Origin of the sequence: Streptosporangium sp. NPDC048047, assembly GCF_040653115.1 — a bacterium.
Classification (GTDB): domain Bacteria; phylum Actinomycetota; class Actinomycetes; order Streptosporangiales; family Streptosporangiaceae; genus Streptosporangium.
This window is the reverse complement of sequence record NZ_JBEZNH010000001.1, coordinates 348,883-371,925: the sequence shown is the minus strand read 5'-3', so window position 1 is coordinate 371,925 and position 23,043 is coordinate 348,883. Positions and strand designations below refer to the sequence as shown.

The 23,043-nt window shown below is 72.8% G+C and carries 26 protein-coding genes; 7 read left to right on the top strand and 19 right to left on the bottom strand.

Annotation, left to right across the window (positions count from 1 at the left end):
* Positions 1 to 16 precede the first annotated feature (16 nt).
* Both AB0D67_RS01735 and AB0D67_RS01730 read left to right on the top strand, forming a co-directional pair.
* Positions 17 to 673 carry an ATP-binding protein gene (locus AB0D67_RS01735; RefSeq protein WP_362928703.1) on the top strand — a complete coding sequence of 219 codons (657 nt, stop codon included), beginning with the start codon at positions 17 to 19 and terminating at the stop codon, positions 671 to 673.
* Positions 664 to 837: a hypothetical protein gene (locus AB0D67_RS01730; protein WP_362928701.1), complete on the top strand. Its 174-nt coding sequence runs from the start codon at positions 664 to 666 to the stop codon at positions 835 to 837. The genes AB0D67_RS01735 and AB0D67_RS01730 overlap by 10 nt, the downstream gene beginning before the upstream one ends.
* A 21-nt stretch (positions 838 to 858) precedes the next feature.
* Here the strand turns inward: AB0D67_RS01730 and AB0D67_RS01725 are convergent, their stop codons facing one another.
* From AB0D67_RS01725 to AB0D67_RS01685, 9 genes are all read right to left on the bottom strand, one after another.
* Positions 859 to 1,518, bottom strand: a complete 660-nt coding sequence (locus tag AB0D67_RS01725) for a rhomboid family intramembrane serine protease (RefSeq protein WP_362928699.1) — start codon at positions 1,516 to 1,518, stop codon at positions 859 to 861.
* A 123-nt stretch (positions 1,519 to 1,641) separates the two neighbouring features.
* Complete coding sequence (locus AB0D67_RS01720; RefSeq protein ID WP_362928697.1) at positions 1,642 to 2,592, bottom strand: aminoglycoside phosphotransferase family protein; 951 nt, start codon at positions 2,590 to 2,592, stop codon at positions 1,642 to 1,644.
* Between the two features lie 101 nt (positions 2,593 to 2,693).
* Positions 2,694 to 3,494, bottom strand: coding sequence for a cation transporter (locus AB0D67_RS01715; RefSeq protein ID WP_362928695.1), 801 nt, complete (start codon positions 3,492 to 3,494; stop codon positions 2,694 to 2,696).
* Positions 3,491 to 3,835 carry a metalloregulator ArsR/SmtB family transcription factor gene (locus tag AB0D67_RS01710; RefSeq protein ID WP_362928693.1) on the bottom strand — a complete coding sequence of 115 codons (345 nt, stop codon included), beginning with the start codon at positions 3,833 to 3,835 and terminating at the stop codon, positions 3,491 to 3,493. The genes AB0D67_RS01715 and AB0D67_RS01710 overlap by 4 nt, the downstream gene beginning before the upstream one ends.
* 223 nt (positions 3,836 to 4,058) lie before the next feature.
* Positions 4,059 to 4,433: a VOC family protein gene (locus AB0D67_RS01705; RefSeq protein WP_362928691.1), complete on the bottom strand. Its 375-nt coding sequence runs from the start codon at positions 4,431 to 4,433 to the stop codon at positions 4,059 to 4,061.
* A 131-nt stretch (positions 4,434 to 4,564) separates the two neighbouring features.
* Positions 4,565 to 5,047 (bottom strand): SRPBCC domain-containing protein, encoded by a 483-nt coding sequence (locus AB0D67_RS01700; RefSeq protein ID WP_362928689.1) that lies wholly within the window; start codon positions 5,045 to 5,047, stop codon positions 4,565 to 4,567.
* Entirely contained in the window at positions 5,044 to 5,421 is a 378-nt protein-coding gene (locus tag AB0D67_RS01695) for a metalloregulator ArsR/SmtB family transcription factor (RefSeq protein WP_362928687.1), read from the bottom strand. Before AB0D67_RS01695 ends, AB0D67_RS01700 begins: the two co-directional genes overlap by 4 nt.
* A 113-nt stretch (positions 5,422 to 5,534) precedes the next feature.
* A complete protein-coding gene (locus AB0D67_RS01690; RefSeq protein WP_362928685.1) occupies positions 5,535 to 6,170 on the bottom strand; it encodes a DUF47 family protein in 636 nt (211 codons plus the stop codon).
* The gene (locus AB0D67_RS01685; protein ID WP_362928683.1) at positions 6,167 to 7,135 is read right to left on the bottom strand and encodes an inorganic phosphate transporter; all 969 of its coding nucleotides are present in this window, start codon (positions 7,133 to 7,135) and stop codon (positions 6,167 to 6,169) included. Before AB0D67_RS01685 ends, AB0D67_RS01690 begins: the two co-directional genes overlap by 4 nt.
* A gap of 293 nt (positions 7,136 to 7,428) precedes the next feature.
* On the opposite strand from AB0D67_RS01685, the gene AB0D67_RS01680 reads away from it, so the two are divergent.
* Positions 7,429 to 8,274, top strand: a complete 846-nt coding sequence (locus tag AB0D67_RS01680; RefSeq protein WP_362928681.1) for a methyltransferase domain-containing protein — start codon at positions 7,429 to 7,431, stop codon at positions 8,272 to 8,274.
* 47 nt (positions 8,275 to 8,321) lie between these two features.
* A complete protein-coding gene (locus AB0D67_RS01675) occupies positions 8,322 to 8,969 on the top strand; it encodes a helix-turn-helix domain-containing protein (RefSeq protein WP_362928679.1) in 648 nt (215 codons plus the stop codon).
* Positions 8,970 to 9,199: 230 nt separating this feature from the next.
* Here AB0D67_RS01675 and AB0D67_RS01670 read toward each other — a convergent pair whose 3' ends face one another.
* Positions 9,200 to 10,567, bottom strand: a complete 1,368-nt coding sequence (locus AB0D67_RS01670) for an alpha/beta fold hydrolase (RefSeq protein ID WP_362928677.1) — start codon at positions 10,565 to 10,567, stop codon at positions 9,200 to 9,202.
* A gap of 113 nt (positions 10,568 to 10,680) precedes the next feature.
* On the opposite strand from AB0D67_RS01670, the gene AB0D67_RS01665 reads away from it, so the two are divergent.
* The 3 genes from AB0D67_RS01665 (at position 10,681) to AB0D67_RS01655 (ending at position 13,280) form a co-directional block, all read left to right on the top strand.
* A complete protein-coding gene (locus AB0D67_RS01665) occupies positions 10,681 to 11,736 on the top strand; it encodes a histidine kinase (RefSeq protein WP_362928675.1) in 1,056 nt (351 codons plus the stop codon).
* Positions 11,733 to 12,374 (top strand): response regulator transcription factor, encoded by a 642-nt coding sequence (locus tag AB0D67_RS01660; protein ID WP_362928673.1) that lies wholly within the window; start codon positions 11,733 to 11,735, stop codon positions 12,372 to 12,374. The genes AB0D67_RS01665 and AB0D67_RS01660 overlap by 4 nt, the downstream gene beginning before the upstream one ends.
* 201 nt (positions 12,375 to 12,575) lie before the next feature.
* A complete protein-coding gene (locus AB0D67_RS01655) occupies positions 12,576 to 13,280 on the top strand; it encodes a hypothetical protein (protein ID WP_362928671.1) in 705 nt (234 codons plus the stop codon).
* On the opposite strand, the gene AB0D67_RS01650 is transcribed toward AB0D67_RS01655, so the two are convergent.
* The 9 genes from AB0D67_RS01650 to AB0D67_RS01610 all read right to left on the bottom strand — a co-directional run bounded on the left by AB0D67_RS01650 (position 13,220) and on the right by AB0D67_RS01610 (position 23,000).
* Entirely contained in the window at positions 13,220 to 13,909 is a 690-nt protein-coding gene (locus AB0D67_RS01650; protein ID WP_362928669.1) for a response regulator transcription factor, read from the bottom strand. The two genes, AB0D67_RS01655 and AB0D67_RS01650, sit on opposite strands and share 61 nt — an antisense overlap.
* Positions 13,910 to 14,023: 114 nt before the next feature.
* Positions 14,024 to 15,220, bottom strand: a complete 1,197-nt coding sequence (locus AB0D67_RS01645; RefSeq protein ID WP_362928667.1) for a histidine kinase — start codon at positions 15,218 to 15,220, stop codon at positions 14,024 to 14,026.
* An 80-nt stretch (positions 15,221 to 15,300) separates the two neighbouring features.
* Positions 15,301 to 16,902: a serine/threonine-protein kinase gene (locus tag AB0D67_RS01640; RefSeq protein ID WP_362928665.1), complete on the bottom strand. Its 1,602-nt coding sequence runs from the start codon at positions 16,900 to 16,902 to the stop codon at positions 15,301 to 15,303.
* Positions 16,903 to 16,907: 5 nt separating this feature from the next.
* Positions 16,908 to 18,545 (bottom strand): hypothetical protein, encoded by a 1,638-nt coding sequence (locus AB0D67_RS01635; RefSeq protein ID WP_362928663.1) that lies wholly within the window; start codon positions 18,543 to 18,545, stop codon positions 16,908 to 16,910.
* 131 nt (positions 18,546 to 18,676) lie between these two features.
* The gene (locus tag AB0D67_RS01630; protein ID WP_362928661.1) at positions 18,677 to 19,273 is read right to left on the bottom strand and encodes a Uma2 family endonuclease; all 597 of its coding nucleotides are present in this window, start codon (positions 19,271 to 19,273) and stop codon (positions 18,677 to 18,679) included.
* Positions 19,274 to 19,312: 39 nt separating this feature from the next.
* The gene (locus AB0D67_RS01625; protein ID WP_362928659.1) at positions 19,313 to 19,990 is read right to left on the bottom strand and encodes an adenosylcobinamide amidohydrolase; all 678 of its coding nucleotides are present in this window, start codon (positions 19,988 to 19,990) and stop codon (positions 19,313 to 19,315) included.
* Positions 19,981 to 20,916: an ABC transporter ATP-binding protein gene (locus AB0D67_RS01620; protein ID WP_362928657.1), complete on the bottom strand. Its 936-nt coding sequence runs from the start codon at positions 20,914 to 20,916 to the stop codon at positions 19,981 to 19,983. The genes AB0D67_RS01625 and AB0D67_RS01620 overlap by 10 nt, the downstream gene beginning before the upstream one ends.
* Positions 20,913 to 22,037 carry an iron ABC transporter permease gene (locus AB0D67_RS01615; protein ID WP_362928655.1) on the bottom strand — a complete coding sequence of 375 codons (1,125 nt, stop codon included), beginning with the start codon at positions 22,035 to 22,037 and terminating at the stop codon, positions 20,913 to 20,915. Before AB0D67_RS01615 ends, AB0D67_RS01620 begins: the two co-directional genes overlap by 4 nt.
* Positions 22,038 to 23,000: an ABC transporter substrate-binding protein gene (locus tag AB0D67_RS01610; RefSeq protein WP_362928653.1), complete on the bottom strand. Its 963-nt coding sequence runs from the start codon at positions 22,998 to 23,000 to the stop codon at positions 22,038 to 22,040.
* Positions 23,001 to 23,043: the final 43 nt, after the last annotated feature.

The following is a 23,043-nucleotide window of genomic DNA, read 5'->3' as shown; positions in this document are numbered from 1 at the left end:
CCTGAGGTTTCGCGGGATGCGTGGAACGGACCGTAGTCGTTCGCATACCCAATGTATCCGTCCGATGCCATGCTGCGAAGGCGCAATCGAAAAATCGTCGGCGGAGGCGGGACAGGTGAGAATGAATCGCGCGAACGATTCTACGGGCGGACCCGCGCAAGAATGCACGGGGGTCCTCGGGGAGGCGTATCTGAAAGCCGATCCGCCGTCCGCCGCCCATGCCCGAACCCACATAGTGAAATGGATCGGCGCGGACCACCCGGCCTACGAGAACGTACGGCTGGCGGCCTCGGAACTCGTCACGAACGCGGTCGTCCACGCGCGTCCGGCCGGGCCGTACGACCTGATCCTGCTCGTCCTCGCCCGCGCGGGAGATCTGCTGCGCGTCGAGGTGACCGACCCGGGCGGCGTCCCGTGGGACCCGTACGTGCCGCGTGCCGTACCGGACGACCAGGAGCGCGGGCGTGGCCTGACCATCGTCGCGGAGCTGTCCCGGGGCCGCTGGGGAGTCCGCGACCACGGGGCGCGGGGCCGTACGGTCTGGTGCGCCCTCGACGCCCGCCCGGCCCGGGATGAGGCCGCCGATCCGGCGCCACGAGAGAAGACCGGCACGACCCCGGATTCCGGCGTCCGCCGGGCCCCGGACGAACGGGAGGCGCCGGCGTGCGGGTGATCGTCATAATGGACCGTGATGGGGTGCGGATAACCATTCCGGGCCAGCGCGGCGTCCTTTTCGGATTCGACGCCTGGGCGGATTTCCTCCGCCGGGCGAAGAAAGGCTTCTTCGACCCGTACCCGGCTGACGAGAAAAAGCCCTGCGACCATTCCGGCCCCTGAGCGGAAGGCGCCGTACGGTCGTCAGAGGCCGAGGTCGTCCAGTTCCTTCAGCAGTGCGGACCTCGGCTCCCCCTGCGGGGCGGCCGGGACCGGGCGGGGGCGGCGGCGGTCGCGGAACAGCCAGCCGCCGACCAGCCCGGCGAGGAAGCCGAACACGTGGGCCTGCCAGCCGACGCCCTCCTCGGGCAGCAGCCCGGCGAACTGGTAGGCGAAGCACAGGGCCATGACCACGCCGACCACGATGTCGATCAGGTGCCGGTCGAACGCGCCGCGCACCAGGACGTAGCCGAAGTAGCCGAAGACGACGCCGCTCGCACCCGCGCCGACGCTCTGCGGACTGGAGGTGAACCAGGCGCCGAGGCCGCTGACCAGGACGATGAACCCCGTGACGCCGAGGAACCTCCTGACGCCCCGGTAGGCCGCCAGGAAGCCGAAGACGAACAGCGGCCCGGAGTTGCCCTCGATGTGTTCCCAGCTGAAGTGCAGGAACGGGGCCGAGAGGATGTCGGGCAGGCTCTCCGGGTGCCACGCCTGGATGCCGTGCTCGTAGCTCAGCTCGTAGCCCGACAGCCAGTTGGCGACCTGCAGCGCCCAGATGAGGGCCAGGAAGCCGACCATCACCCAGAACGCCTTGCGGGCCTCCGCGACCATGATCTCCGCTGTGCGGCCCTCGGTCCCCATCCGGTTCCTCCCTAGCTGTCCCGATGCTGGAAGATCAGTATCCAGCCATCGGTTCCGCCGGACGATCCGTTTCGCCGACATCGGCAGCGCCGTACCGCCGGACCCGGCGTGAGTCCCCGGCGGTCACTGCAGGCGGGCGCGGAGCCATTCCAGGGCGATCCGCCCCTGGGCCGCCTGGAAGGCGCGTAGGGTGGGCAGGCCCGGCGGGGCGGGCCGCAGGGAGTAGTCGACGAAGAAACCGGCGGTCGCGGCCAGCACCGCCGTCACCGCCGCCGGGTCGGCGTCCCGGGCGACCGGGCGGGCGGCGAAGACCTCCTCGCACGGCGGGCCGCCCTGCATCCGGACGCTGGGCAGCATCATCAGCAGGTCGAGCCACGGCGCCCCGACGAACGCCCAGGGCCAGTCGACGACCATCACCTCGTCCGGGGTGAGCAGCAGGTTGTCGGCCCGGATGTCGCCGTGGACCAGGGAGTCCCCGGCCGCGGCGGCCGTCCAGCCCGCCTCCAGGTCCGCCAGCGCGTCCAGGTGGCGCGCGGCCCACGGGTCGAGCCCGGCCGGGTCGTCGGCGCCCTCGTCGCGGGCCGCGACCAGTCGCCGCCATCCCTGGAACTGCTCGCCGAACCGTTCCTCGGGGGTCGGCGCCGTGACGGGCGAGGGTGTCAGCACGGCGGCCAGCCGGTCCAGGGCGTCCAGCACCCGCTCCAGTTCGGCGGCGTGCCACGGCTCGGCGGGTGGGTGGCCGTCCACGTCCTCGAACAGCAGCGCCACCCAGCCGTCGGAGTCGAAGGAGGCCAGCAGCCTGGGCGCGGGCGCGGCGGCGGGGAGCGCCGCGGCGACGCGGACCTCCTGCCGGTGGATGTCCGCGCTGTGCGGGTTCGGCTCCGGGCCGACGGCCTTGGCGAACGCGCGCCGCCCGTCGGCCAGCCTCAGCCGTACGGCGGCGCCGGGTGAGAACCCTCCGGTCTGGGTCACGGCCTCGGCGACCGGGGCGCCCAGATGGTCCTCGACGGCTTGACGGATCTTCTCCGGTACGGCCTGCCAGGGCAGGCGGACGCCGGTGGCGGGAACGCTCATCTCCCCATCCTGGCGAAGACCGGGTGCCGGGTTCCATCCGTTTCCTCAGCCGCCGGCGGCGTCGCGGGCGGTGCGCACTCGGGCGGGCATCGGGCGGCCGATCAGGCGAGGTTCTCCTTCGCCCGGGGCGCGCCCGGTGCGCAGCAGCCGTCCGCGCAGTGCCGTTCCGCCTGCTCTGCCGCGCGTCTCCGTTCCGCCGGTTCCGGCCCGGCGGTGGCGGCGATGGGCGCGCAGCAGGTGTCCCCGCGCCAGGTCTCGCGGCCCTCCTTGACCGCGACGACGGCGATGACCAGGGCGGCGATCGGGTCGGCCCAGGACCAGCCGAACAGGCTGTTGAGCGCGAGCCCGGCCAGCAGTACGGCGGACAGGTAGGTGCAGAGCAGGGTCTGCTTGGAGTCGGCGACGGCGGAGGCGGAGCCGAGTTCGCGGCCGGCGCGGCGCTGGGCGGCCGACAGGAACGGCATGACCAGCAGCGACACGGCGGCCAGCACCAGGCCGGGGGTGGAGTGCCCGGCCTGGCCGCCGACGCCCAGCAGGGCGCGGGCGGCGTCGTAGGCGACGTAGGCGGCCAGCGCGAAGAACGAGACCGCGATGACGCGCAGCGCGGTCCTCTCCCGTCGCTCGTGGTCGGCGGCGGAGAACTGCCAGGCGACGGCGGCGGCGGAGGCGACCTCGATGATCGAGTCCAGGCCGAAGCCGACCAGGGCGGCGGAGGAGGCCACGGTGCCGGCGGTGATGGCGACGGCGGCCTCGATCACGTTGTAGGTGATGGTGGCGGCGACCAGGAGCCGGATGCGGCGTCGCAGCGCGGTGCGGCGGGCCGGGGACGGCCCGATGCCGAGCCCGGGAACGGGACGGGGACCAGGCCCGAGGCCACGGCCGGGGCCGAGATCGGCGGTCATCGGCAGCAGCCCTTCTCGGCGGCGTCGGCGCAGGTGGGGTCGGCGTCGGCGGCCACCGCGACCACGGCGGCGCGCAGGTCGTCCAGGGCGTGGCCGAGCCGGGGGTCGGCCAGCTCGTAGCGGGTGCGGCGGCCGACGGGGACCGCCACGACGAGGCCGCAGTCACGCAGGCAGGCCAGGTGGTTCGACAGCCGGGTCCGGGAGACGCCGAGCAGGTCGGCCAGTTCGGCGGGGTGCGCCGGGGCTTCGCGCAAGGCGAGGAGGACGCGGCAGCGGATCGGGTCGGCCAGGGCGCGTCCGAACCTGGCGAGCACCTCGATCTCGGGGGCTACGGTCAGCATGACCCGATAGTACATGTTTCCCTGAATTCAGGAAAGCATGTACCAAGATCGGCGAACGGGGATCCGGCGACCGCGAGAAGATCCCGTCCGCTCCCGGCGCACGTCGCCGATCATGGCGTCATGCCGATGAATCAGGGATTCGGCGGCCATGATCGATGTGACGGCGCCCGCCGTACGGATCACGGAAGATCCCGGCCGCGCTAAGGCAGGCCGGCGGTTGTCGTCAGGAGACGGACTCCTGGAGGACCCAGCCGTTGCCGTCCGGGTCGGCGAAGGTCTTCCACCGGCCCCACGGGGACCGCTGGATCTCCGTCTCGTTGAAGGCGAGACCGCGGCGCTCCAGGTCGGCCATCGTGGCCTCCAATCCGTCGCACGTCAGCACGAGACCCTTGAGGGATCCGGGCGGCATGGTCGGGAACCACGTGGTCAGGGTGATCTTGGTGGTGGCGCCCGGCGGGCACAGCATCACCCAGCGCGTTCCGTCGCCGAACGGGTTGTCCGCCAGTTCGGCGAAACCGAGGACGCCGGTGTAGAAGTCCTTGGCCCGGTCCTGGTCGGCGACCGGGACGGAGACGACATCGAGATCGGTGAGTGCCATTTCCCTGTTCCCTTCTCTGCTTTCGCTGCGTTTCGTTCGTCTTCCCGCCGCCTTCGCGTCTTCCCCGTCCGGTCCGGGCTCCGGGCCCGGACGGTTCGTGGCCCCCGCACGGCGAGTCGAGCCGTACCGTGTCAGTCACTCTCGGCACGGCGCCGCGGCCAGGGGGCGGACCCGTCGCGCGGCGGCGACTCCGGCGGGCCGTCCGGACGATCGAGCCAGGCGGGCAGTCCCTCGCGGAGCATGTCGCGAAAGCCGCTCCGGAGGAGGCGGCGGGTGAGCGCCCCTCCCAGGCCGTGGAAGCCGACCTGGTGCAACCGGAGCCGCGTGGACCGGTCGCCGAGCTCGGTCAGTGTGAAGGTGAGCGTGGTCTCGATCGGCCCGCCCTCCCAGGACCACACCATCCGGTGGGGCGCCTCCACCTCCAGCACCCGGCAACGGACCGTGCCGTCGAAGCCGGGCGCCGGGCGGGTCCGGAAGGTGAACCGGCGCCCGGCCTCGGGGACGAAGTCGTTGGGCATCAGCCAGGCGGCGAGCGCCCGCGACGAGGTCAGGGCCTCCCAGACGTGCCGGATCGGATGTGGGTACACCTCGGACAGGTCGATGTCGGCCTTCATCGTTCTCCTTCGGAACCGTTCATCGCTCCCCCGGGACGGTCCAGGTAGTCGCCCAGCGTTCTCAGGCGTGCACGCCAGAAGCGCTCCAGCTCGTCCAGCCAGTCCCGCAGGGGCTCGAAGCCCGCCGGGTCCAGCCCGTAACGCCGATGGCGGCCCTCCGCGCGGACGGTCACCAGGCCCGCCTCCCGCAGCACCTTCAGATGCTGGGAGACCGCGGCCTGACTCAGCTCCAGGCTCTCCACCAGCTCGTTCACGGCGTGCTCGCGCTCTGCGAGCCGTTCGAGGAGGTGACGACGGGTGGGGTCGGCCAGGGCGGCGAACCGGTCCGCCGGCTCCCCGGCCTCCTTGCGCGGGCGCCCTCCCCTCGTCGCCATGACGATCATTTTCATCGGTTTTTACTTATATGTCAATGCGGGAACGGCGAGAGGCGCTGGGACGAAGCCTGGGGAGCGTCCGGCACCGCACATCCGGGTGACCGGGCGGCGGGTCAGCGTTTCATCGCGCCGTCGGCGATGGCGTCGGCGGCGTCGCCGATGGCGACACCGACGATCTCCAGGCGGCGGACCAGCTCGCGTTCCTTCATCGCCTCGGCGGTCAGCTTCCCGGAGAAGATGCGCGAGATCTCGTACTGGTACATCCTGCGGATCGCCCCTCCGGCCTTCTTCGCCTCCAGGGCGTTCTCGATAACCGCCGACGGTCTGGCGGACAGGCCGGTCACCGCGTTCTCCAGCGCCTCGATGCCGACGATCACCTGGTCGAGCAGCGGCGAGAAGCGGATCTGGTCGGGCACGCGGTACAGGTGCGACTCGCGGACGAAGTCGCGCAGCGAGTCGAGCACGTCGTCGATGGAGCGCGACAGCCGGTACAGGTCCTCCCGGTCGATGGGGGTGACGAGGGCGTCGGTCAGCTCCTCCACGAGCCGGCGGCGCTCCTCGTCGCCCAGGTGCTCGATGGCGCGCATCCGCTCGTGCGCGCCGGTCCTGCCGACCTCTCCCCCGATCATGGACAGGGCCAGCCAGGCGCCCTTCTTGGTGGCCTCCAGCTGGCCGATCAGCGCGTCGGCGAGCATGCTGTCCATCCGCCCCGTCAGCAGGTCGCGGATCCGCCGCAGTCTCCGCCTCACACCCCGGCCCCCTTCTCCGCCAGCCGTACGGCGAGCGCCACCGTCCCGGCCAGCAGCACGCCGGCGGGCAGGGTCAGGACCCAGGCGACCACGATCCTGAGCGCGGCGGGCCAGCGGACCCGGCCGCCGCCCTGGGACATGCCGGCCCCGATCAGGGCGCCCGCGATGGCCTGCGTCATGCTGACCGGCATTCCCGCCACGGCGCAGCCGACCACCGTGACGCCGGAGGCCAGCTCGGCCGCGACGCCGTGCAGCGGCCGGGAGACGATGATCTCCCTGCTGAGCGCACGGCCGGCCCGGGGCAGGCCGTACAGTGTCCCGGCGGCGAACAGGACGGCCGCGACGGACGTGACGGGCAGCGGGGCCCGGGAGACACCCATCGCGATCATGAAGACGGAGAGCATCTTCTGTCCGTCGTTGGCCGCGTAGGCGACGCACTGCAGGGCGAACCCGGCCAGGTGCCAGCGGCGCAGGCGTCGCCGGGTGGTGAGGCCCAGCAGCAGCCGCGCCACGACCCAGGCGGCCAGCGCCCCGATGAACGGCGCGGCCAGGGCCACGGCCAGGACCAGCGCGACCGCCCCGCCGGAGACGGGCAGCCCCCAGCCGACACCGGCGCCGGTCAGGCCGCCGACGACGGCGAGCGTGAGGCTGGTCGGGCGGCCCGAGGCGCTGAGCACCGCGACGACGACCAGTGCGGCGAACACGGCGATCGTCATGGCCTGCCGGCCTCCGGGACCGCCGAACCCGCCCAGCCGGGTCACGAACGTCAGCGCCACCCGCTGGGAGGCCAGCGGCACGAGCACGAGCGCCGCCGTCAGGGCGAGGATGCCGGTCGCCGGGCGCACGCTGGGCAGTTTGAGGCCGGTCGCCAGCAGCGCGCCGCCGTCGTTCGCCCCCGACACGACCGCGAACACGCACGCGACCGCGCCCAGCACGACGGCGTCGAGCTGCACACGTCCCCCCATCCGGCCGACGGCACCGCGCCGTCTCTTCAAGCTTGCCCGACCGGCGGTTCCCCGACTCCGTTTTCGGCTGATTCCCACTCGTATCCGTGACCGGATGCGGACATTCGGTGACGGCCGCCGGGCCATCCGTCCCCTCCCCCACCCTGGGCTCCCATCGCACCGGATCCTGTCCGCATCCGCGATTGACAGGGCCCGTTTCGCCGCCTCATTATGAACAAGCGTTCATGAACCTATGTTCATAATGATTGGAAAGTGTGCGAGGCCGCCCCCGGGCGGCCCGGAGAGGAGATCCGATGGGATCCGTCGTCAACACCCACCAGGCCGAGGCGTGGAACGGCTACGAGGGCGAGCACTGGGCCGGCAACCAGGACCGCTACGACGCCGTCAACAGCGGCTTCAACGACCGCCTCCTCGGCGCGGCGGCCGTCGGCGAGGGCGACCGGGTCCTCGACATCGGATGCGGCAACGGCCAGGTGACGCGCCTGGCCGCGCGGCGGGCCCCGCTCGGCCACGCCACCGGGGTGGACCTGTCGGCGCCGATGCTGGAGCGGGCGCGGGCGAGCTCGGCCGCTGAGGGCCTGGCCAACGTGACCTTCGAGCGGGGCGACGCCCAGGTCCACCCCTTCCCCGGCGCCGGGTTCGACGTGGCCGTCAGCCGGTTCGGGATCATGTTCTTCGCCGACCCCGTCGCCGCGTTCGCCAACATCGGGCGCGCGCTGCGCCCCGGCGGACGGCTCGCGTTCCTCTCCCTGCGCCGGATGGAGGACAACGAGCTGGGCGAGGTCTTCGCGGCGATGGCCCGGCACCTGCCCCGGCGGCCCGCCACGACCGAGCCCGGCGGGCCGGGGCCGGAATCGCTGGCCGAGCCGGACCACGTCCGGGACGTGCTGGCCGACGCCGGGTTCGGGAAGGTGGACGTGACGGCCGTGGACGCCCCCCAGCACTGGGGCCACGACGCCGAGGACGCCGGGGCGTTCCTCGGCGCCTGGGGCCCGGTCCGTTTCCTGCTCGGCCAGGTCGATCCGGCCGCCGCCGGCCGTGCCCACGAGGCGCTCGTCGAGGCGCTGCGGCCCTTCGAGCGGGACGGCGCCGTACGGCTGCGCGGCGCCGCCTGGCTCGTCACCGCCGTCCGTCCCTGACCCGCGGGGGCGGCCGGGGCGGGGACGGCTGACTACGATGAGACGCGATGTCACCGAGAAAAGCGGCCGTCCTGCGGGACGGCGAGGGCGGCCCGAGCCTGCGCGAGCACCTCGTCGCCACCGCCGGGCGCCTGATCTCCCGGCGCGGCACCGCCGGGCTCACCGTACGGGAGATCGCCCGTGAGGCGCGGGTCGCCGACGGCGTCCTCTACAACCACTTCGCGGGCAAGGAGGAGCTGATCGCGCTCGCCCTGCACGCCCACGTCCGCAGCGTCGAGCGGGCGCTGGGCGGGCTGCCGGTCAGGGCCGGCGAGGGCGACGTCGAGGCCAACCTCCGCGCCTGCGTCGGGTACGGCCTGGCCCTGCACGCGGCGTTCCTGCCCGCGTTCGCGGGCCTGCTCTCCCAGCCCGAGGTCTTGCGGCTGTTCGACGCCATGCCGAACCCGCTGGGAGACGGCCACGGGCTGAAGGCGGTGCTGGCCGGCTACCTGCGCGCCGAGCAGGACCTCGGCCGCCTGTCCCCGGACGCCTCCGCCGAAGCCGCCGCGATGCTGATCGTCGGCGCCTGCCACGAGCAGGTCCTGCCCCGCCTGCTGCTCGGCTCCGCTCCGGCCCCGGCCGATGCGCCGCCGGACTTCGCCGAGGGTGTCGTCGCCACCCTCATGCGCGGCATCGCCCCACGTCCCGCCCCCTGAAAAGCCCGCTCACACGGTGATTCCGGCGCCGGGGCGCGAACCGCGCGGTCATCCTGCGGTTCAAGAGGTGCTCTCCGAACCGCCTGATCACCTTGCACACGGCCTTGATCGGTTGTCGTTGGTCACGGTGAGGGCGATCGCCGTCAGCGCCACGGCGACGGTGAGGAGGACCGCGGTGACGGCGCCCGCGATCCACCGGCGTTTCCAGCGGCGGCTCCCCTCCCGCCGGATCACGGGCATGCGGTCCCCCGGGGCGGCAGCCGACGCTCGGTGACGTATCTGCTGACGTGGTCGATGACGCAGGAGTCGGCCATCGCGCCGAAGAGGTTGTGTCCGGGGCCGTCGTGTTCGATCGTGCGACTGCCGGGGATCTGCTCGACCACTCGGCGGGTGGACTCATAGTCCTGCCAGGTACCCGCGCCCAGCATCGGCGGCAGCGTACGGGGCATCGGCGTGGGCGGGTTGGCCACCGGGGTCGGCCAGCCGGCGCAGGTGAGTGGCAGGTGCCAGGCGAGAGCGAAAGATGCGCCGGTGTTGGGGGCGATGGCGCGCAACCGCTTGGCCGTGCGCGCGACGTCGCGCCGATCGACGGGGCGGGGGAGGTCCAGGCACTCCTTGTAGCCTCCGCCCGGGGCGCCGGGGTAGGGCTGGCGGCTCGACAGCGCGAAGCCCGAAGCGTCGCCGGCCTCGGCGGCCGTGATGGCCGCCACGAAGTCGCCCCAGCTCGCGGGGCCGGGCCGGAGCTTGAGGAATGCGAGCGCCTGCAACTGTGTGCCGTCGAAGCGGACGTCGGCTTTCGGGGCTGGGATCGGCTCGCGGTCGGCCTTGGCGATCAGTGCCCGCCAGCGCTTCTCCGTCCCGGCGGGGGCCCAGGCGAAGAACCGGTCCATGAACCGCTCGGTCTCACGGGCCACGGCGTCGAGTTCCCGTTCCCAGTTGCGGAGGCTGTGGTTTCTGGTGCCGTCGATGTACATCGTGCGCACACGCTCGGGGAACAGGCGGGCGTAGGACTGTGCGATCGTTCCGCCGTATGACAGGCCCAGGAAGTTCATCGTGTCCTCGCCGAGCGCTTGGCGGATGGCGTCGGCGTCGCGGGCGTCGGAGGCCGAGTCCATGTGGTCGAAGAGCTCAGGGTCGGTGTTGCGGCACTTGTCGCCCCTGGCCTTGTTCGCCGCGGCGAGCCGGTCGAAGCCGGCCTGGTCGGTGGGGAACGCCGGGGTGCGCACGAAGCCCCAGTCGCACCGGAGCACCGCGCCGCTGAGGCCGGGATAGCCGCGCGGGTCCCAGGTCACGACGTCCATCGACGTACGGATCTTGTCGAAGATCTGGGTGCGTGAGCCCAGCGAGGCGATCTGGTATCCCTGCGGACCGCCGAAGTTGACGAGCACGGATCCCTTCTTGGTGCCGGTGGCGGGCAGGCGGGCGACCTTGAGAGTGATCTTCCGGCCGCCCCGGGGGGACAGGGCGACGGGCAGGTCCGCGCACTGGAGTTCGGGCGCGTTCGTGATGGGACAGGCGCTCCACCGCAGGGACGGCTGTGGCGTCGGGGCGGTGACCGGTGTCGTGAGGATGGCCAGCGCCATGAAGGTCTTGAGCATGCGCAGAACGTTAAGAGCCGTGGACAGCCGGGATCTGCCCGCGAAAGTCACCGATGGCTGTTCACCAAAGTTGACTATGAGTGCCATGAGGTGCGATGAGTAAGGTGAGGCCCATGTCCAGGCATGCGCTCATTGCCGCAGTCATGGTCGCGGACACGGCGCTGCTGTGGTTGGACGGGACACAAGGCTGGATGCTCGCCGCGTACGCCGTGGCGGTGGCGCTCACCATGGCGGCGATGAACCGTCTGCCGTTCGCGGCCTTCTTCGCGGCGCTGGCGCTGGCGGTGCTCACCGGCGGTTCGCTGGCCCTGCTGGTCTGCACCGGCTTCCAGGCCGGGCACCGCATCTCCGCACGTAGAGACGCGGTGGTGGCGGCATGCGCCCTCAGCGCATATGTATGCGCCCTGTTGCTGGTCGTGCAGCGATCCCCCGGCGCCGAGGAACCGTGGATCAGCTTGGCCCGCGTCGTCATCCTGACCGCGCTGCCGCTGCTCGCCGGCCGTTACGTGGCCCGGCAGCGTGAGCACATGCGCCGGGAAAGGGCTCTGATCGCCGAGCAGGAACGGCTACGCGAGCGGCTGCGCATCGCTCACGACATGCACGACTCGCTCGGCCACCTGCTCAGCTTGGTGTCCGTGCAGGCCGCCGCGCTGCAGGTGGGCTCGTTGCCTCCCGACCAGCAGCGGGCGGTGGGCGGCTTGGCGGACGCCGCGCGTGCCGCCGCGGCGGAACTCCACGAGGTGGTCAACGCGCTCCGTGACCATGACGCCCCCGGCCTGGACGACATCGACGGCCTCATCGCCCGCTCCCAGGCGGCAGGCACTTCAGTGATGATCGAGACGTCCGGTGAGGCCGTCCCGCTCGCCGACCCGAAGGCCTCCCACGCCGCCTACCGGGTCGTCCAGGAAGGACTGACCAACGCGGTCAAGCACGCGGCCGGCACGTCGGTCACCGTGTCACTCGACTGGCAACCCGACGCTCTCCTGATCTCGGTGGCCAACCCGGCGCCCCGCCGTCCTCCCTCCTCCGTCGGCGGCAGCGGCCTGCGCGGGCTGACCGAACGCGTCACCGCGGCAGGTGGCCTGCTGCGCGTCCACCCGGGACCGCGCGAATTCCGGCTCGTTGCGATGCTCCCCCTGGTGCCGGTCCTCGCGGGGGCCACTTCATGATCAAGGCGTTGATCGCCGATGACGAACCCCTCATCACCACGGGCATCCGCACCGTCCTGGAGTCGGCAGGGGACATCGAGGTGGTGGCCACCGCGCGTGACGGACGCGAAGCGGTGCAGGCCGCCCGCCGGCACCGGATCGACGTCGCGCTCCTGGACATCGCGATGCCGGTGATGGACGGCCTGGACGCCGCCGCCGAACTGGCCGGGACGCGCGTGGTGCTGCTCACCGCTTTCGGCGAGGAGGACAACGTACGGCGGGCGGTGCGGCAAGGCGTGTCCGGGTTCATCCTGAAGACGTGTACCCCGGACGAGCTGATCCGCGCGGTCCGTGCCGCTCACGCCGGGCAGGCGTACCTGTCGCCGGCTGTGACCCGCCAGGTGCTCGACATGGCGGCGCCGGGCGATGACGAGCGCGGACGCGACGCCGCCCGCCGGCTGGCCGCCCTCACCGCGCGCGAAGCCGACATCCTCGCCCTGGTGGCACAGGGCCTGTCCAACGCCCAGGTGGCTCGGCGCGCCCACATGACCGAGGCCAGTGTCAAGACCTACGTCAGCCGCATCCTCGCCAAACTGAACTGCACCAACCGGGTGCAAGCGGCCCTGCTACTACGCGATGCGCCGGAAAGAGGGCCTTAGCCCGCGCGGGGGACGACGGATCAGCCGGGAGGCGGACGACCCGGGGCGGGGCCGCGGCCTACCGTCCTGTGCGACGGCCCGGAAAAGACGGCCGTCGGCGGTCCGGGAAGGGCCGCGAGCCCCGCACAGGCATCAGGGGCGCGGAACCGCCCCGCGGACATGGGGGCGGGAGAGGCCCCCGCTGAACCGCAAGGAAGCCCCATGTTCAAGGACTCCGCCACGTTCCGGCGCGTCGCCTCCGGCATGCTGCTGATCGTCGCCCCCCTCCTTCAGGCGATCGCCGTCGTCATCGATCCCGGCACCTGGGGTGACAGCCGCGAGGCCGTCAGCTACGGCGACGACCCCGCGCTCGCCCAGGTCCAGTCGGTGCTGTACCACTGGGCGTACCTGCTGCTCGGCCTGGCCGCCCTCGCCCTGATGCACGTGATGCGCCGCCGCGCCGCGGTCTTCGGGCACATCGCGGGCCCGCTGGTCGCCCTCGGCTTCGTCAACCTCTCAGGACTGCTGCTCAGCGACCCGGTGGAGTGGTGGCTGGGCCGCCACTACACCCCCGAGGAGGCCCAGCGCATCCTGGACGAGATGATGGACCTCCCCGGCTTCGTCTTCGGCTTCCAGATGCCCTGGATCTTCCTCGCGATCTTCGGCCTGCCGGTCCTGCTGGTCGGCGTCTGGCGGTCCGGGTTCGCGCACTGGTGGGTCCCGCTCGTCGCGGGTATCGGGTACGTCTCCTCCATGCTCGTCGAGTACGGTCCCGTCACCGTGGCGCTGTGGACGGCCCCGGTGGCCGCGCTCGGCTCGCTCGGCGTGAAGATGCTCCGGATGAGCCGCGAGGAGTGGGTCTCGTACTACCCGACGGCGGCGCCGGGCCGTACCACCCCCGACTCGTACGCGAACACCACCGCCTGAGCCCGGTCACGCAGGTGGAGCTTCATCAGCACCCGGGCCACGTGGGTCTTGACCGTGGCCTCTCCGACGAAGAGCTCGCGGGCGATCTCGGCGTTGGTCAGGCCACGGGCCAGTAGGCGCAGGACCTCCAGCTCCCGGGGGGTGAGCTCGGCGAGGCGCGGCGGCGGCGCGGGCTCGTGGCGGCCGGCGAAGGAGGCGATGACGCGGGTGGTGACGGCCGGGTCGAGCAGCGCGTCCCCGCCGACGACGACGCGGACGGCCTCCACGAGCTGCTCGGGCGGCGACACCTTGAGCAGGAAGCCGCTGGTGCCCGCGCGCAGCGCCGCGTAGAGGTTCTCGTCGGTATCGAAGGTGGTGAGCATGACGACCTTCGGCGGGTCGGGCCATCCGAGGATCTGCCCGGCCGCGGCGAGGCCGTCCATCCGCGGCATGGAGATGTCCATCAGCACGACGTCCGGCCGGGTACGGCGGGCCACCGCGACGGCCTCCACGCCGTCGGACGCCTCACCCACCACCTCCATGCCCGGCTCGCTCTCCACGACGAGCCGCAGTCCCGCGCGCACCATCGCCTGGTCGTCGGCGATCACGATGCGGACGACGCCGGTGTCCGTTCCCTGTCCGGTGTTCATCTCCGCTCCTCATCCGGCCGCGCCGCGGCCCGCAGGGGTCGTCTGGTCTTCCCGTCCGGCACGTGAACCGGTCCCCGGGCCGGTTCACGCATCGGCCCGCCCGGTCCGCCCGGCCTATCCGGCCCGTCCACCGGCGAGCACCTCCTGCCTGACCGGCAGGGACGCGTGGACCCGGAACCCGCCCCCGGGGCGCGGGCCCGCCTCGAAGTCGCCGCCGAACAGCTCGGCGCGCTCCCGCATGCCGATCAGGCCGTTGCCGGTCGACAGGCCGGCCGACAGCTCCGGCGCGGCGGTGCCGCCGCCGTCGACCACCTCGATCTCCAGGCGGTCGGGGAGGTAGGAGAGCGTGATCCGGATGCCGGACTCGCCGGCGTGCTTGACGGCGTTGGTGAGGGCCTCCTGCGCGATGCGGTAGGCCGAGAGGTCCAGGCCCGGCGCGAGCCGTACCGGCTCGCCCGTCACGTCGAGGACGACGTCCAGGCCCGAGGAGGCGAGCGTGCCGACCATGCCGGCGAGCATGTCCAGGCCCGGCTGCGGGATGGCCTCGTCCAGCGGCATGCGCAGCGCGCCGAGCATGACGCGCAGCTCCTCGACGGCCTCGCGGCCCATCCGCTCGATGCCGAGCAGCGCCTCGCCGTCCCCGGCACCGGTACGGCGCAGCACCCCGGCCTGCATGACCATCATGCTGACGCTGTGCGCCACCACGTCGTGCAGCTCGCGGGCGATGCGGGCCCGCTCCTCGGCGACGGCCTCGGCGGCCCGGCGTTCCCTGTCACGTTCCACACGGTCGGCGTGCTCGGCCAGGCGGCGGGCCCGCGCGGCGTAGGCGTGCACGGCCAGGCCGGTGAGGTAGGCGGCGCCGAAGACCACCGTCAGGAAGATGACCTCGTCGAAGGGGAGCCAGCGGTGGTCGACCGCGCCGGAGTCGAAGACCAGGATCCCGGCCGTGGCCCAGGCGAGGCCCCGCTTGAGGCTCAGCTCGGCGCCGACCGTGTGGAAGACGATCAGCAGGGAGGCGAGCTGCCAGGTCTGGCACGTCTCGTAGCCCTGCCGGTGCCAGACGTACTGGGCGAGGATCATCAGGATGAAGACCGCGACGGGCGCCCCGCGCCGGAACCAGATCAGCAGGCCCGTGACGAGGGCCTGGCCGACCCACCACAGCTCGGGGGTCTCGGCGGCGCCGTACTCGGTCGCCACGGTGAACGCCTCCAGCGTGCCCAGCGCGATGACCGCGCAGCCGATCAGCAGGTCGGGGATGGGCACCGCGCGGAGACGCCGGGAAAGCCGGGAAAGAGGGAGGGGGACCGCCATGCGGGGAGACTAGACCGCCGCGCCCCTTCCTTCATATAGGGCGGACGGCCCGGCCAACCCGTTTGCAAGCCGCCTGCAAGTCAGAACGTCTGAAACGAGACACTTCGCACGAATCGGTCGGCAAGCGCGTCGTCGCACACGGCCGGCGCGCAGAAGTAGATCATGAGAGCCGGTTCGTCCGGACGCTCCACGGCCCACCCGGTGAAGTCCAGCCGGCCGCCGCGCTGCGGATCGGTGATCGACCCCTCCAGCCGCACGCCGGGCTGACCGCCCACCCGCACCTGGACCACCTCGGAGAACACGTTGACCGTGCCCGGCAGCGACGACTGCAGGGTCTCCTGGAGCTGCTGGGCGTTCCCCCTCGGGTCGAGCGTGTCCAGCGTCTGCGCGTAGACGCCGGCGGCGTCCCCCGGCGCGTCCTTGATGATCCGGTTGACGGCCGCCCAGTCGGCGGTGACCGGTGTGCCGAACAGCGCCCGGAAATCCTCCACCCTGGGCGAGGCCACCACGAACACGTCGGCGTGCGGACGCAGCTCCCAGCCGCCGGGATACTCGAAGGAGACCGGCACGGCGGGCGAACCCGGATAGGACGTCCACTCGTCGCCGCCGCGCAGGACCACCGCCAGCGTCGCCACCAGCGCGACGATCAGCGCTATCGCCGCCACCGCGCCGACGACGATCCGCCGGCCGCCGGGCCGGGCCGCCCCGCTCCCCGTCCGGCCGCTCTCCGGAGCCCCGCTCCCCCGCCCGGACCGGTCCCCCGGCCGATCCGCCGTCACCCCGGACCGCCCCGCCGCTCCCGCCGCCGAGGCGGCGTCCGTGACGAACCCGTACGGCCGGCCGCTGATCGCGTCGCGCAGCTCGGTGACGAACCGGGTGCAGGTGTCGTAGCGCTGCTCGGGCGACTTGGCCAGCGCCCGCGCCATGACCCCGTCCACCTCCAGGGGCAGCTCGGGCCGGAGCGCGGTGAGCGGGGTGGGGGTCTCGGCGAGGTGCGCCCACAGCAGCGCGATCTCGTTGTCGCGCTCGAACGGCAGCCGCCCCGACAGCGCCTCGTAGACCACGCAGGCCAGGGCGTACTGGTCGCAGCGGCCGTCGATGCGCTCCTTGTTGATCTGCTCGGGGGCCATGTAGCGGGGCGTGCCGATGAACTGGTCGGTCTCGGTCAGCCCGGACAGCGAGGTCCGGTGCTTGGTGATGCCGAAGTCGGTGAGGTAGGCGTGGTCCCCCTCGGCGTGACCGGCGATCAGGATGTTGGCGGGCTTGACGTCGCGGTGGATCAGGTCGTGCGCGTGCGCGGTGTCCAGCGCGGCGGCGACCTGGGCGGAGATCCGGTTGACCTGGCTGACCGGCATCGGCCCCCGGTCGTAGAACAGGCGGCGCAGATCGGGCCCGTCGACGTAGCGCATCGCGATGTAGAGCGTGCCGTCGGCGGCGGCGTCGGCCTCGTAGATCGGGATGATGTTGGGGTGGTCCATGCTCGCGACCGTCCGCGACTCCAGCATGAAGCGCCGCCGGAACCGGTCGTCCTCGCTGAGCAGCGGGTTGAGGACCTTCAGCGCCACCCGGCGGTTGAGCCGGGGGTCCACGGCGAGGTAGACCACGGCCATGCCGCCCTTGCCGATGACGTCCTCGATGCGGTACCCGGCCATCTCCTGGCCGATCAGGTTTCTCTCGTTCACGCTCGTCACGTCTCACAGGGGTGGCCGCAGTAGCCGCAGAACCGGTGCGCGGGCCCCAGACGCATGCCGCAGGCGGTGCAGTACTTCTGCGGGCCCGTCCCCGTGAACCCGCCCTCCTGCTGGGAGAGGGGGCCGGGGCCGTCCGCCGCCCCACCGCCGGTCTCCGTGCTCCGGGCGCCCGTTCCCGCCGGACCCGCTCCGGGGTCGCGGGCGACCAGCACCGCGTCGCCGGGCCGGGACGGCGTCCTGGGCAGCGGGGGGAAGGACCGGCTGACCACCACCGTGGGGTCGGCCGTCTCCCCGGACCGCCGGAACGGCGGCGGGACGGGCGTCGGCGGCCCCGCCACCTCGGTCTCCTCCCCGGCGTCCGCCCCGGCCGCGCCGGAGGCCTCCGTCCCGCCGCCGCGGCGCCAGAGCAGCAGCGCGGCGGCCAGCACCGCGACCACGAGCACCCCGCCCGCCACGAGGAACATCCACAGGGGCGGCCCGCGGTGCTCGGCGCCCGGGGACATCCGCACCTGGGCGGCGCCCTTGTCCTCGGCTGTGCCGCGCTTGGCCTGGGCCTCCTTCAGGCGGGCCGCAGCCACGGTGTGCCCCGGATACAGCTCCAGGACCCGCTGGAAGGCCGGTACGGCGTCGCCGTAGTAGCCGGTGTGGAAGCGGGTCAGCGCCTGTTCGAAGGCGGCGTCGATCGGGCCGCGCCGGGGCGTGACCCGGGCCTCGGCCAGCGCCCTGGTCACCTCGCGGACGCCGAGCATCCGGGCGTCGTCACCGCCGCCGGTCAGCAGCCCGACGACCTCGCCCTTGCGGTCCTCGATCACCGGCCCGCCGAGCAGCCCCCGGTCGATGAGCGCGCCCAGCTTCTTCGGCTCGTCGGCCTTCCCCTCCGGGTCCTTGAACCGCCGGCCGCCCTCGCCCGCGCCCCCGGCGCGCAGGTGCGCGATGTCCACGGTCTCCGGCAGGTTCGCGGCGGGCCTCCCGGTGAAGCCCGCGACCGCCACCGGTGAGCCGTCCTTGTCGGGCACCGCGGCCGCCAGCGGCGCCGTGGGCATGCCGGTGCCGCCGTCGGCGCGGCCGGTCGGGACGAGCACGGCGGGCCCGTCGGGACCGTCGGCGGTGGAGGAGATCTCCGCCTTGAACCCCTGCCGGTCGGGGGGAGAGATGTTCGGGAAGACGCGGATCTCGGTGGTCACGTCGAAGATGCAGGTCGCCGTGGGCCGCTTGGGCGGATAGCACTCCTGCAGGTGGTGGTCGAGACGGTCGTTCTTGACGTGGTGCCGCTCGAAGTCGGCGGGGATCTTGACCTTGTGGTGGTCGGCGAAGACCTTGTTGGCCGCGTAGACCTCGACGTCCTTGGCGTTCTTGACCACCCGGGTGAGGGTGACGACGGCGCCCTCGGGGGTGACGATCGTCCCGGTGCCGGAGCCGATCGGCACCTCGTAGCTCCGCTCGACGTGGACGAGCTCGCCGATGTGGTCGAGCAGGGTGATGTCGACGTGCGCCGTCGCCTCGACGCGCACGACCGCGGGGGTCACCAGGTCGGTGATACCGCTGGGATGCTCGTGCGCCAGCGCGGGCGCCGTCGCGGCGACGGCCACGCCGAGGACGCCGATGAACACCAGAGCCGAGCCCAACCGCCGCATGGCCACTCCACAGGGGGGATAAGGACAGCCTGGCAACCGTAGAGCAGAAGTCAAGGGCACGGAAGGGATACGGAGGGAATCCACTCGATCACATTTGGGAAACCGCCCTCACCTGCCCGGAAGGACCCGGTTCAGCGGCGGGGGCGCAGGAGTGCCGCCGGGTCGAAGCTCACCTCGAAGGGGGCGGCCGGCGTCGCGGTCTCACCGGCCTCGTACCTCACCGCGGGCTTGTACTCGTCGCCGGCCAGCTCGTGGACGTGCAGGGACGGCCCGTCGCCGAGCTCGACCCGCCAGTACAGGGGGATCCCGGCGGCGGCGTAGGCCGACCGCTTCATGTGCCGGTCGCGCTTGCGGCTGGTCGGACTGACCAGCTCCACGGCCAGGAGGATGTCGTCGGGGGCGAACATGAGCTCCGTCTCCTCGACGGCCTCGGTCGGCACCACCACGAGGTCGGGGATGAAGAAGTCGCGGGGACCGGCCCCGAGGCCGACTCCCGGCAGCGGTTCGAGGTCCGGCGGCGCGGCGTCCTCGATGATCCTCATGAGGCGGAGACTCGCGAACTGGTGCAGGGGGACGGGAGGGGGGCTCACCAGCAGGCTCCCGTCGAAGAGCTCGTAGCGGTTCCCGTCGTCGGGGAACGTCAGCAGGTCGTCGACGCTGAACGGCGGTCTTCCGCGGAGAACCGTCCGTTCGGGGGCGTGCCCTGTCGTAGGTTCTGTCGTCGCCATAGCGGTCACCTGCCCAAGTATCGGGAGTCCGGCCCTCGCTCACATGGTAGTTCCGGAAATTCCCTCACTCAGAGTGATGTTCCGATCGCGGCCCGCCCAGTCGCGGGCGCCCCGCCGTACGGCGGAGTGGACGGCGCGGGCGACGCGGGCGCCCCAGAGGGAGCGCGGGCCGCCGAACGGCTCCTCGGGCCCGTCGTCGCGCACGGCCACGCAGACCGCGTCGGAGGCGGTCCCCGTGCAGGGGAACCCCTCCTCCACGAGCGCCTGGGTCTTGGCCTCGGTCACCGTCATGACCAGGTTGACCAGGGCGGCGTCGCTCATCGCGACCGGCACGGCCACGATGATGTTGATCGTGCCGGGCACGTGCATCGGGGCAAGCTCCGGGTCCACGGCGCCCTCGGGGGCGGCGGCCCAGGTCGGGACGCGCAGCCCCGTGGTGGCGACCGCCTCCGCTCCCCCGTCGGCGGCCCGGGTGAACCTCTCGACGGACGCGGCGGTCAGCATGCCGACGCCGCGGCCCGGCGGGGCCATCTCCAGCAGGTGCCGGGCCGGGTCCATCCGCGCGTAGCCGCCCGGGACCTGGGCGTTGAGCACCCACTCCACCGGGCCGATGCCGCCGCCGACCATGGCCGAGGAGATCGCCCGCCAGCCGGGGCCGAACTCCCACAGCAGCGAGGCGAGCCGTACCCCGTCCTCGACGCGGTGACTCAGCAGCATCGGTCCTCCCGCCGTCCGGGTCGTTCCAGGTGGACCTGAGGCCGGCCCGAGGGGTCCGTCGCGACGCGGACGCGGGCGTCGAAGTGCTCGGCGATCAGCTCGCCGGTCAGCACCTCCGCCGGGGAGCCGGACGCGGCGACCCGGCCGGCGGCGATCAGCGTCATCGAGTCGGCGTACTGGCCGGCGACGCCCAGGTCGTGCAGGGTCGTGACCACGGTCAGCCCGTCGGCCAGCCTGAGCCGGTCGACCAGTTCCAGGACCTGCTGCTGGTGCCCCAGGTCGAGGGCGGTGGTGGGCTCGTCGAGCAGGAGCACGGGGGCCTGCTGGACCAGGGCCCTGGCGAGCACGACGCGCTGGCGCTCCCCGCCGGACAGCCGGCCGAGCGGGCGGCGGGCCAGGGACGACAGGTCGAGGCGTTCCAGCACCGACGCGGTCGTCTCCCGGTCGCGGCGGCCCTCGCGCCCCAGGTAGGGGATGTACGGCGTGCGGCCCAGCAGGGCGTAGTCGAAGACGGTCATGTCGTCCGGCAGGGCGGGGGTCTGGGGGGCGTAGGCCAGCAGCCTCGCCCGTTCCCGGGCTTTGAGCGAGCGGACCGGCGCGCCGTCGATGAGCACCTCCCCCGAGTGGGGCAGCACCCCGGCGATCGCCTTGAGCAGCGTGGACTTGCCCGCGCCGTTGGCCCCGATGACGGCGAGCCAGCCGCCGCGTCGGATCCGCAGGCCGACGCCGGACAGCACGGTCCGCGTCTCCAGCACGACCCCGAGGTCGCGCACCTCGACACCGCTCGCCGTGTCCCCGCCGTCCCCGCCGCTCCTGTCCATCCCGCCGTCCGGGACCGGGTCACGGTGGTCCGCCACCGGCCCGTCCGAGCCCCGGCGGTCGCTCCGGCGGCCCGCCGCCGGCCCGTCCGTGTCCCGGCCGCTCATGTGTCCGTCCTCTTGGTCACGCGGAGCACGGCGACGAAGAACGGCGCGCCGACGAAGGCGGTCACCACGCCGATGGGCAGCTCGGCCGGGGCGAGCACGGTCCTGGCCAGCAGGTCGGCGAGGACTAGGAAGGCGCCGCCGCCGAGCAGCGAGAGCGGGAGGACGATCCGGTAGGAACCTCCGGCGAGGCGCCGGACCGCGTGCGGTACCACGACGCCGACGAAGCCGATCAGCCCGCTGACCGCCACCGCCGAGGCGGTGGCCAGCGAGGCGGCGAGCAGTACGGTGAACCGGACCCTGGCCACGTTGAGTCCCAGGCTCGCGGCCTCGTCGTCGCCGACGGACAGGACGTCCAGCAGCCTGCCGTGCAGCAGCATGACCGTCACCGAGACCGCCGCGTACGGGGCGACCAGCGCCAGCTGACTCCAGCCTCCGCCGACGTTGCCGAGGATCCACGAGTAGATGCGCTCCAGCTCCTCGACCCGGAGCTGCTGCAGGAAGGTCTGGATGGCGGTGAGGAAGGAGGTGACGGCCACGCCCGCCAGGACGAGCGTGGCGGTTCCCCCGCCCCGGCCCGCGACGTTGCCCAGCGCGTAGGCGAGCACGACGCCGCCGATGGCCCCGGCGAACGCGGCCGCCGGGATGGTCAGCGACTGGTCGTCGCCCCTGGTGAACACGACCGTCGCCGTGGTCGCCAAGCCGGCGCCCGCCGCGGCGCCCAGCAGGTACGGGTCGGCCAGCGGGTTGCGGAAGACGCCCTGGTAGGCGGCTCCGGCGGAGGCGAGCAGGCCGCCGACGACCGCGGCGAGCAGGACCCTGGGCAGCCGCAGCTCCCACAGCAGGCTCTGCTCGACCGGCGCCAGCCCCGGGTCGGCCGAGACGAACGGCAACCAGTCGAGCAGCTGCAGCGCCGCCTTCCCCGGCGGGATGTCGGCGGCGCCGACCAGGAACGCGGCGAGGGCGCTCGCCAGGAGCACCCCGACCGCCGCCAGCGCCGCCGCCGGCCGGAGCCGGGCCGCACGTCCCGGCCGTCCGGCCGGGACACCGGGACCGTCAGGACTGTCGGGCATGTCGGGGGCGTCGCGGCTGAGGAGGCCGGAGGGGCGGGCGGAGCGGGTCACCTAGTCCGTCGCGGCCTTCTGCACGGCCTCGCCGACCTTCTCGGCGAGGTCCACGACGCGCGGCCCCCAGCGGGAGGCGATGTCGTCGTCGAGCTCGACGACCCGGTCCTTCCCGACGGCGGAGAGCTTGGACCAGCCGGGACGCTTGGCGAGGGTGGCCGCGGTCTGTGCGCAGCACTTGGTGTCGGCCAGGAACACCAGGTCGGGGTCCGCCTGGGCGACGAACTCGGCGGAAAGCTTGGGGTAGCCGCCGGCCGGGTCGGGCGCCTTGTCCGCGATGTTGGTCAGGCCGAACAGCCCGTAGACCTGGCCGAGGAACGTGCTGGACGTCACCGAGTAGGGCGTGGCGTCCAGCTCGTGGTAGTAGGTGAGGTTCTTGTCCTTGGGCGCGGCGGCGGCCAGCTCGTCGATCCGCTTGCGCATCCCGGTCACGACCTCGTCGGCCTTGGCCTTGTTGCCGGTGGCGGCGCCGAGGTCGCCGATCTGGTCGTAGGTCTCGTCGAGCTTGGCGGCCGCGGGCTCCAGCAGGACGGGGACCTTGACCTTGGCCAGCTTGGCGACGATGCCGTCGATGTCGTTGGCGAGCACGACCAGGTCGGGCTTCTGGGCGATGATCGCCTCGGCGTTCGGCTTGAAACCCGACAGGTCGGTCTTGGGGGCCTCGGCCGGGTAGGTGGACTGGTCGTCCACCGCGACCACCTGGGGCCCGGCGCCGACGGCGAACAGGCTCTCGGTGGCGGTGGGCGACAGGGAGACGACGCGCTCGGGCTTCCTGGCGATGGTGACCGGGCCGTTGCCGGCCTGGACCGTGACGGGGAACCCGGCCGCCTGGGCGGCGGGCGCGGAGCTCGCCCCCGAGGAGACCGCGGGGGACGAGGAGGACGAGGGGGAGTTCTGACCGCATCCGGCCAGGGCCAGCATGCCGAGCAGGGCACCGGCGAGAACGGGGCGTACGGGCCTCAACCGAGGTCCTTTCAGTTGCCGGAACCGAGAGACCCGCGAGAAG

What these genes read in the sequence shown, in the direction of transcription:
- AB0D67_RS01735 (WP_362928703.1), top strand. Translation starts at nt 17, where the DNA reads ATGCGTGGAACGGACCGTAGTCGTTCGCATACCCAATGTATCCGTCCG.
- AB0D67_RS01725 (WP_362928699.1), bottom strand. Translation starts at nt 1,518, where the DNA reads ATGGGGACCGAGGGCCGCACAGCGGAGATCATGGTCGCGGAGGCCCGC.
- AB0D67_RS01720 (WP_362928697.1), bottom strand. Translation starts at nt 2,592, where the DNA reads ATGAGCGTTCCCGCCACCGGCGTCCGCCTGCCCTGGCAGGCCGTACCG.
- AB0D67_RS01715 (WP_362928695.1), bottom strand. Translation starts at nt 3,494, where the DNA reads ATGACCGCCGATCTCGGCCCCGGCCGTGGCCTCGGGCCTGGTCCCCGT.
- AB0D67_RS01710 (WP_362928693.1), bottom strand. Translation starts at nt 3,835, where the DNA reads ATGCTGACCGTAGCCCCCGAGATCGAGGTGCTCGCCAGGTTCGGACGC.
- AB0D67_RS01705 (WP_362928691.1), bottom strand. Translation starts at nt 4,433, where the DNA reads ATGGCACTCACCGATCTCGATGTCGTCTCCGTCCCGGTCGCCGACCAG.
- AB0D67_RS01700 (WP_362928689.1), bottom strand. Translation starts at nt 5,047, where the DNA reads ATGAAGGCCGACATCGACCTGTCCGAGGTGTACCCACATCCGATCCGG.
- AB0D67_RS01695 (WP_362928687.1), bottom strand. Translation starts at nt 5,421, where the DNA reads ATGGCGACGAGGGGAGGGCGCCCGCGCAAGGAGGCCGGGGAGCCGGCG.
- AB0D67_RS01685 (WP_362928683.1), bottom strand. Translation starts at nt 7,135, where the DNA reads ATGGGGGGACGTGTGCAGCTCGACGCCGTCGTGCTGGGCGCGGTCGCG.
- AB0D67_RS01680 (WP_362928681.1), top strand. Translation starts at nt 7,429, where the DNA reads ATGGGATCCGTCGTCAACACCCACCAGGCCGAGGCGTGGAACGGCTAC.
- AB0D67_RS01675 (WP_362928679.1), top strand. Translation starts at nt 8,322, where the DNA reads ATGTCACCGAGAAAAGCGGCCGTCCTGCGGGACGGCGAGGGCGGCCCG.
- AB0D67_RS01670 (WP_362928677.1), bottom strand. Translation starts at nt 10,567, where the DNA reads ATGCTCAAGACCTTCATGGCGCTGGCCATCCTCACGACACCGGTCACC.
- AB0D67_RS01665 (WP_362928675.1), top strand. Translation starts at nt 10,681, where the DNA reads ATGTCCAGGCATGCGCTCATTGCCGCAGTCATGGTCGCGGACACGGCG.
- AB0D67_RS01660 (WP_362928673.1), top strand. Translation starts at nt 11,733, where the DNA reads ATGATCAAGGCGTTGATCGCCGATGACGAACCCCTCATCACCACGGGC.
- AB0D67_RS01655 (WP_362928671.1), top strand. Translation starts at nt 12,576, where the DNA reads ATGTTCAAGGACTCCGCCACGTTCCGGCGCGTCGCCTCCGGCATGCTG.
- AB0D67_RS01650 (WP_362928669.1), bottom strand. Translation starts at nt 13,909, where the DNA reads ATGAACACCGGACAGGGAACGGACACCGGCGTCGTCCGCATCGTGATC.
- AB0D67_RS01645 (WP_362928667.1), bottom strand. Translation starts at nt 15,220, where the DNA reads ATGGCGGTCCCCCTCCCTCTTTCCCGGCTTTCCCGGCGTCTCCGCGCG.
- AB0D67_RS01635 (WP_362928663.1), bottom strand. Translation starts at nt 18,545, where the DNA reads ATGCGGCGGTTGGGCTCGGCTCTGGTGTTCATCGGCGTCCTCGGCGTG.
- AB0D67_RS01630 (WP_362928661.1), bottom strand. Translation starts at nt 19,273, where the DNA reads ATGGCGACGACAGAACCTACGACAGGGCACGCCCCCGAACGGACGGTT.
- AB0D67_RS01625 (WP_362928659.1), bottom strand. Translation starts at nt 19,990, where the DNA reads ATGCTGCTGAGTCACCGCGTCGAGGACGGGGTACGGCTCGCCTCGCTG.
- AB0D67_RS01620 (WP_362928657.1), bottom strand. Translation starts at nt 20,916, where the DNA reads ATGAGCGGCCGGGACACGGACGGGCCGGCGGCGGGCCGCCGGAGCGAC.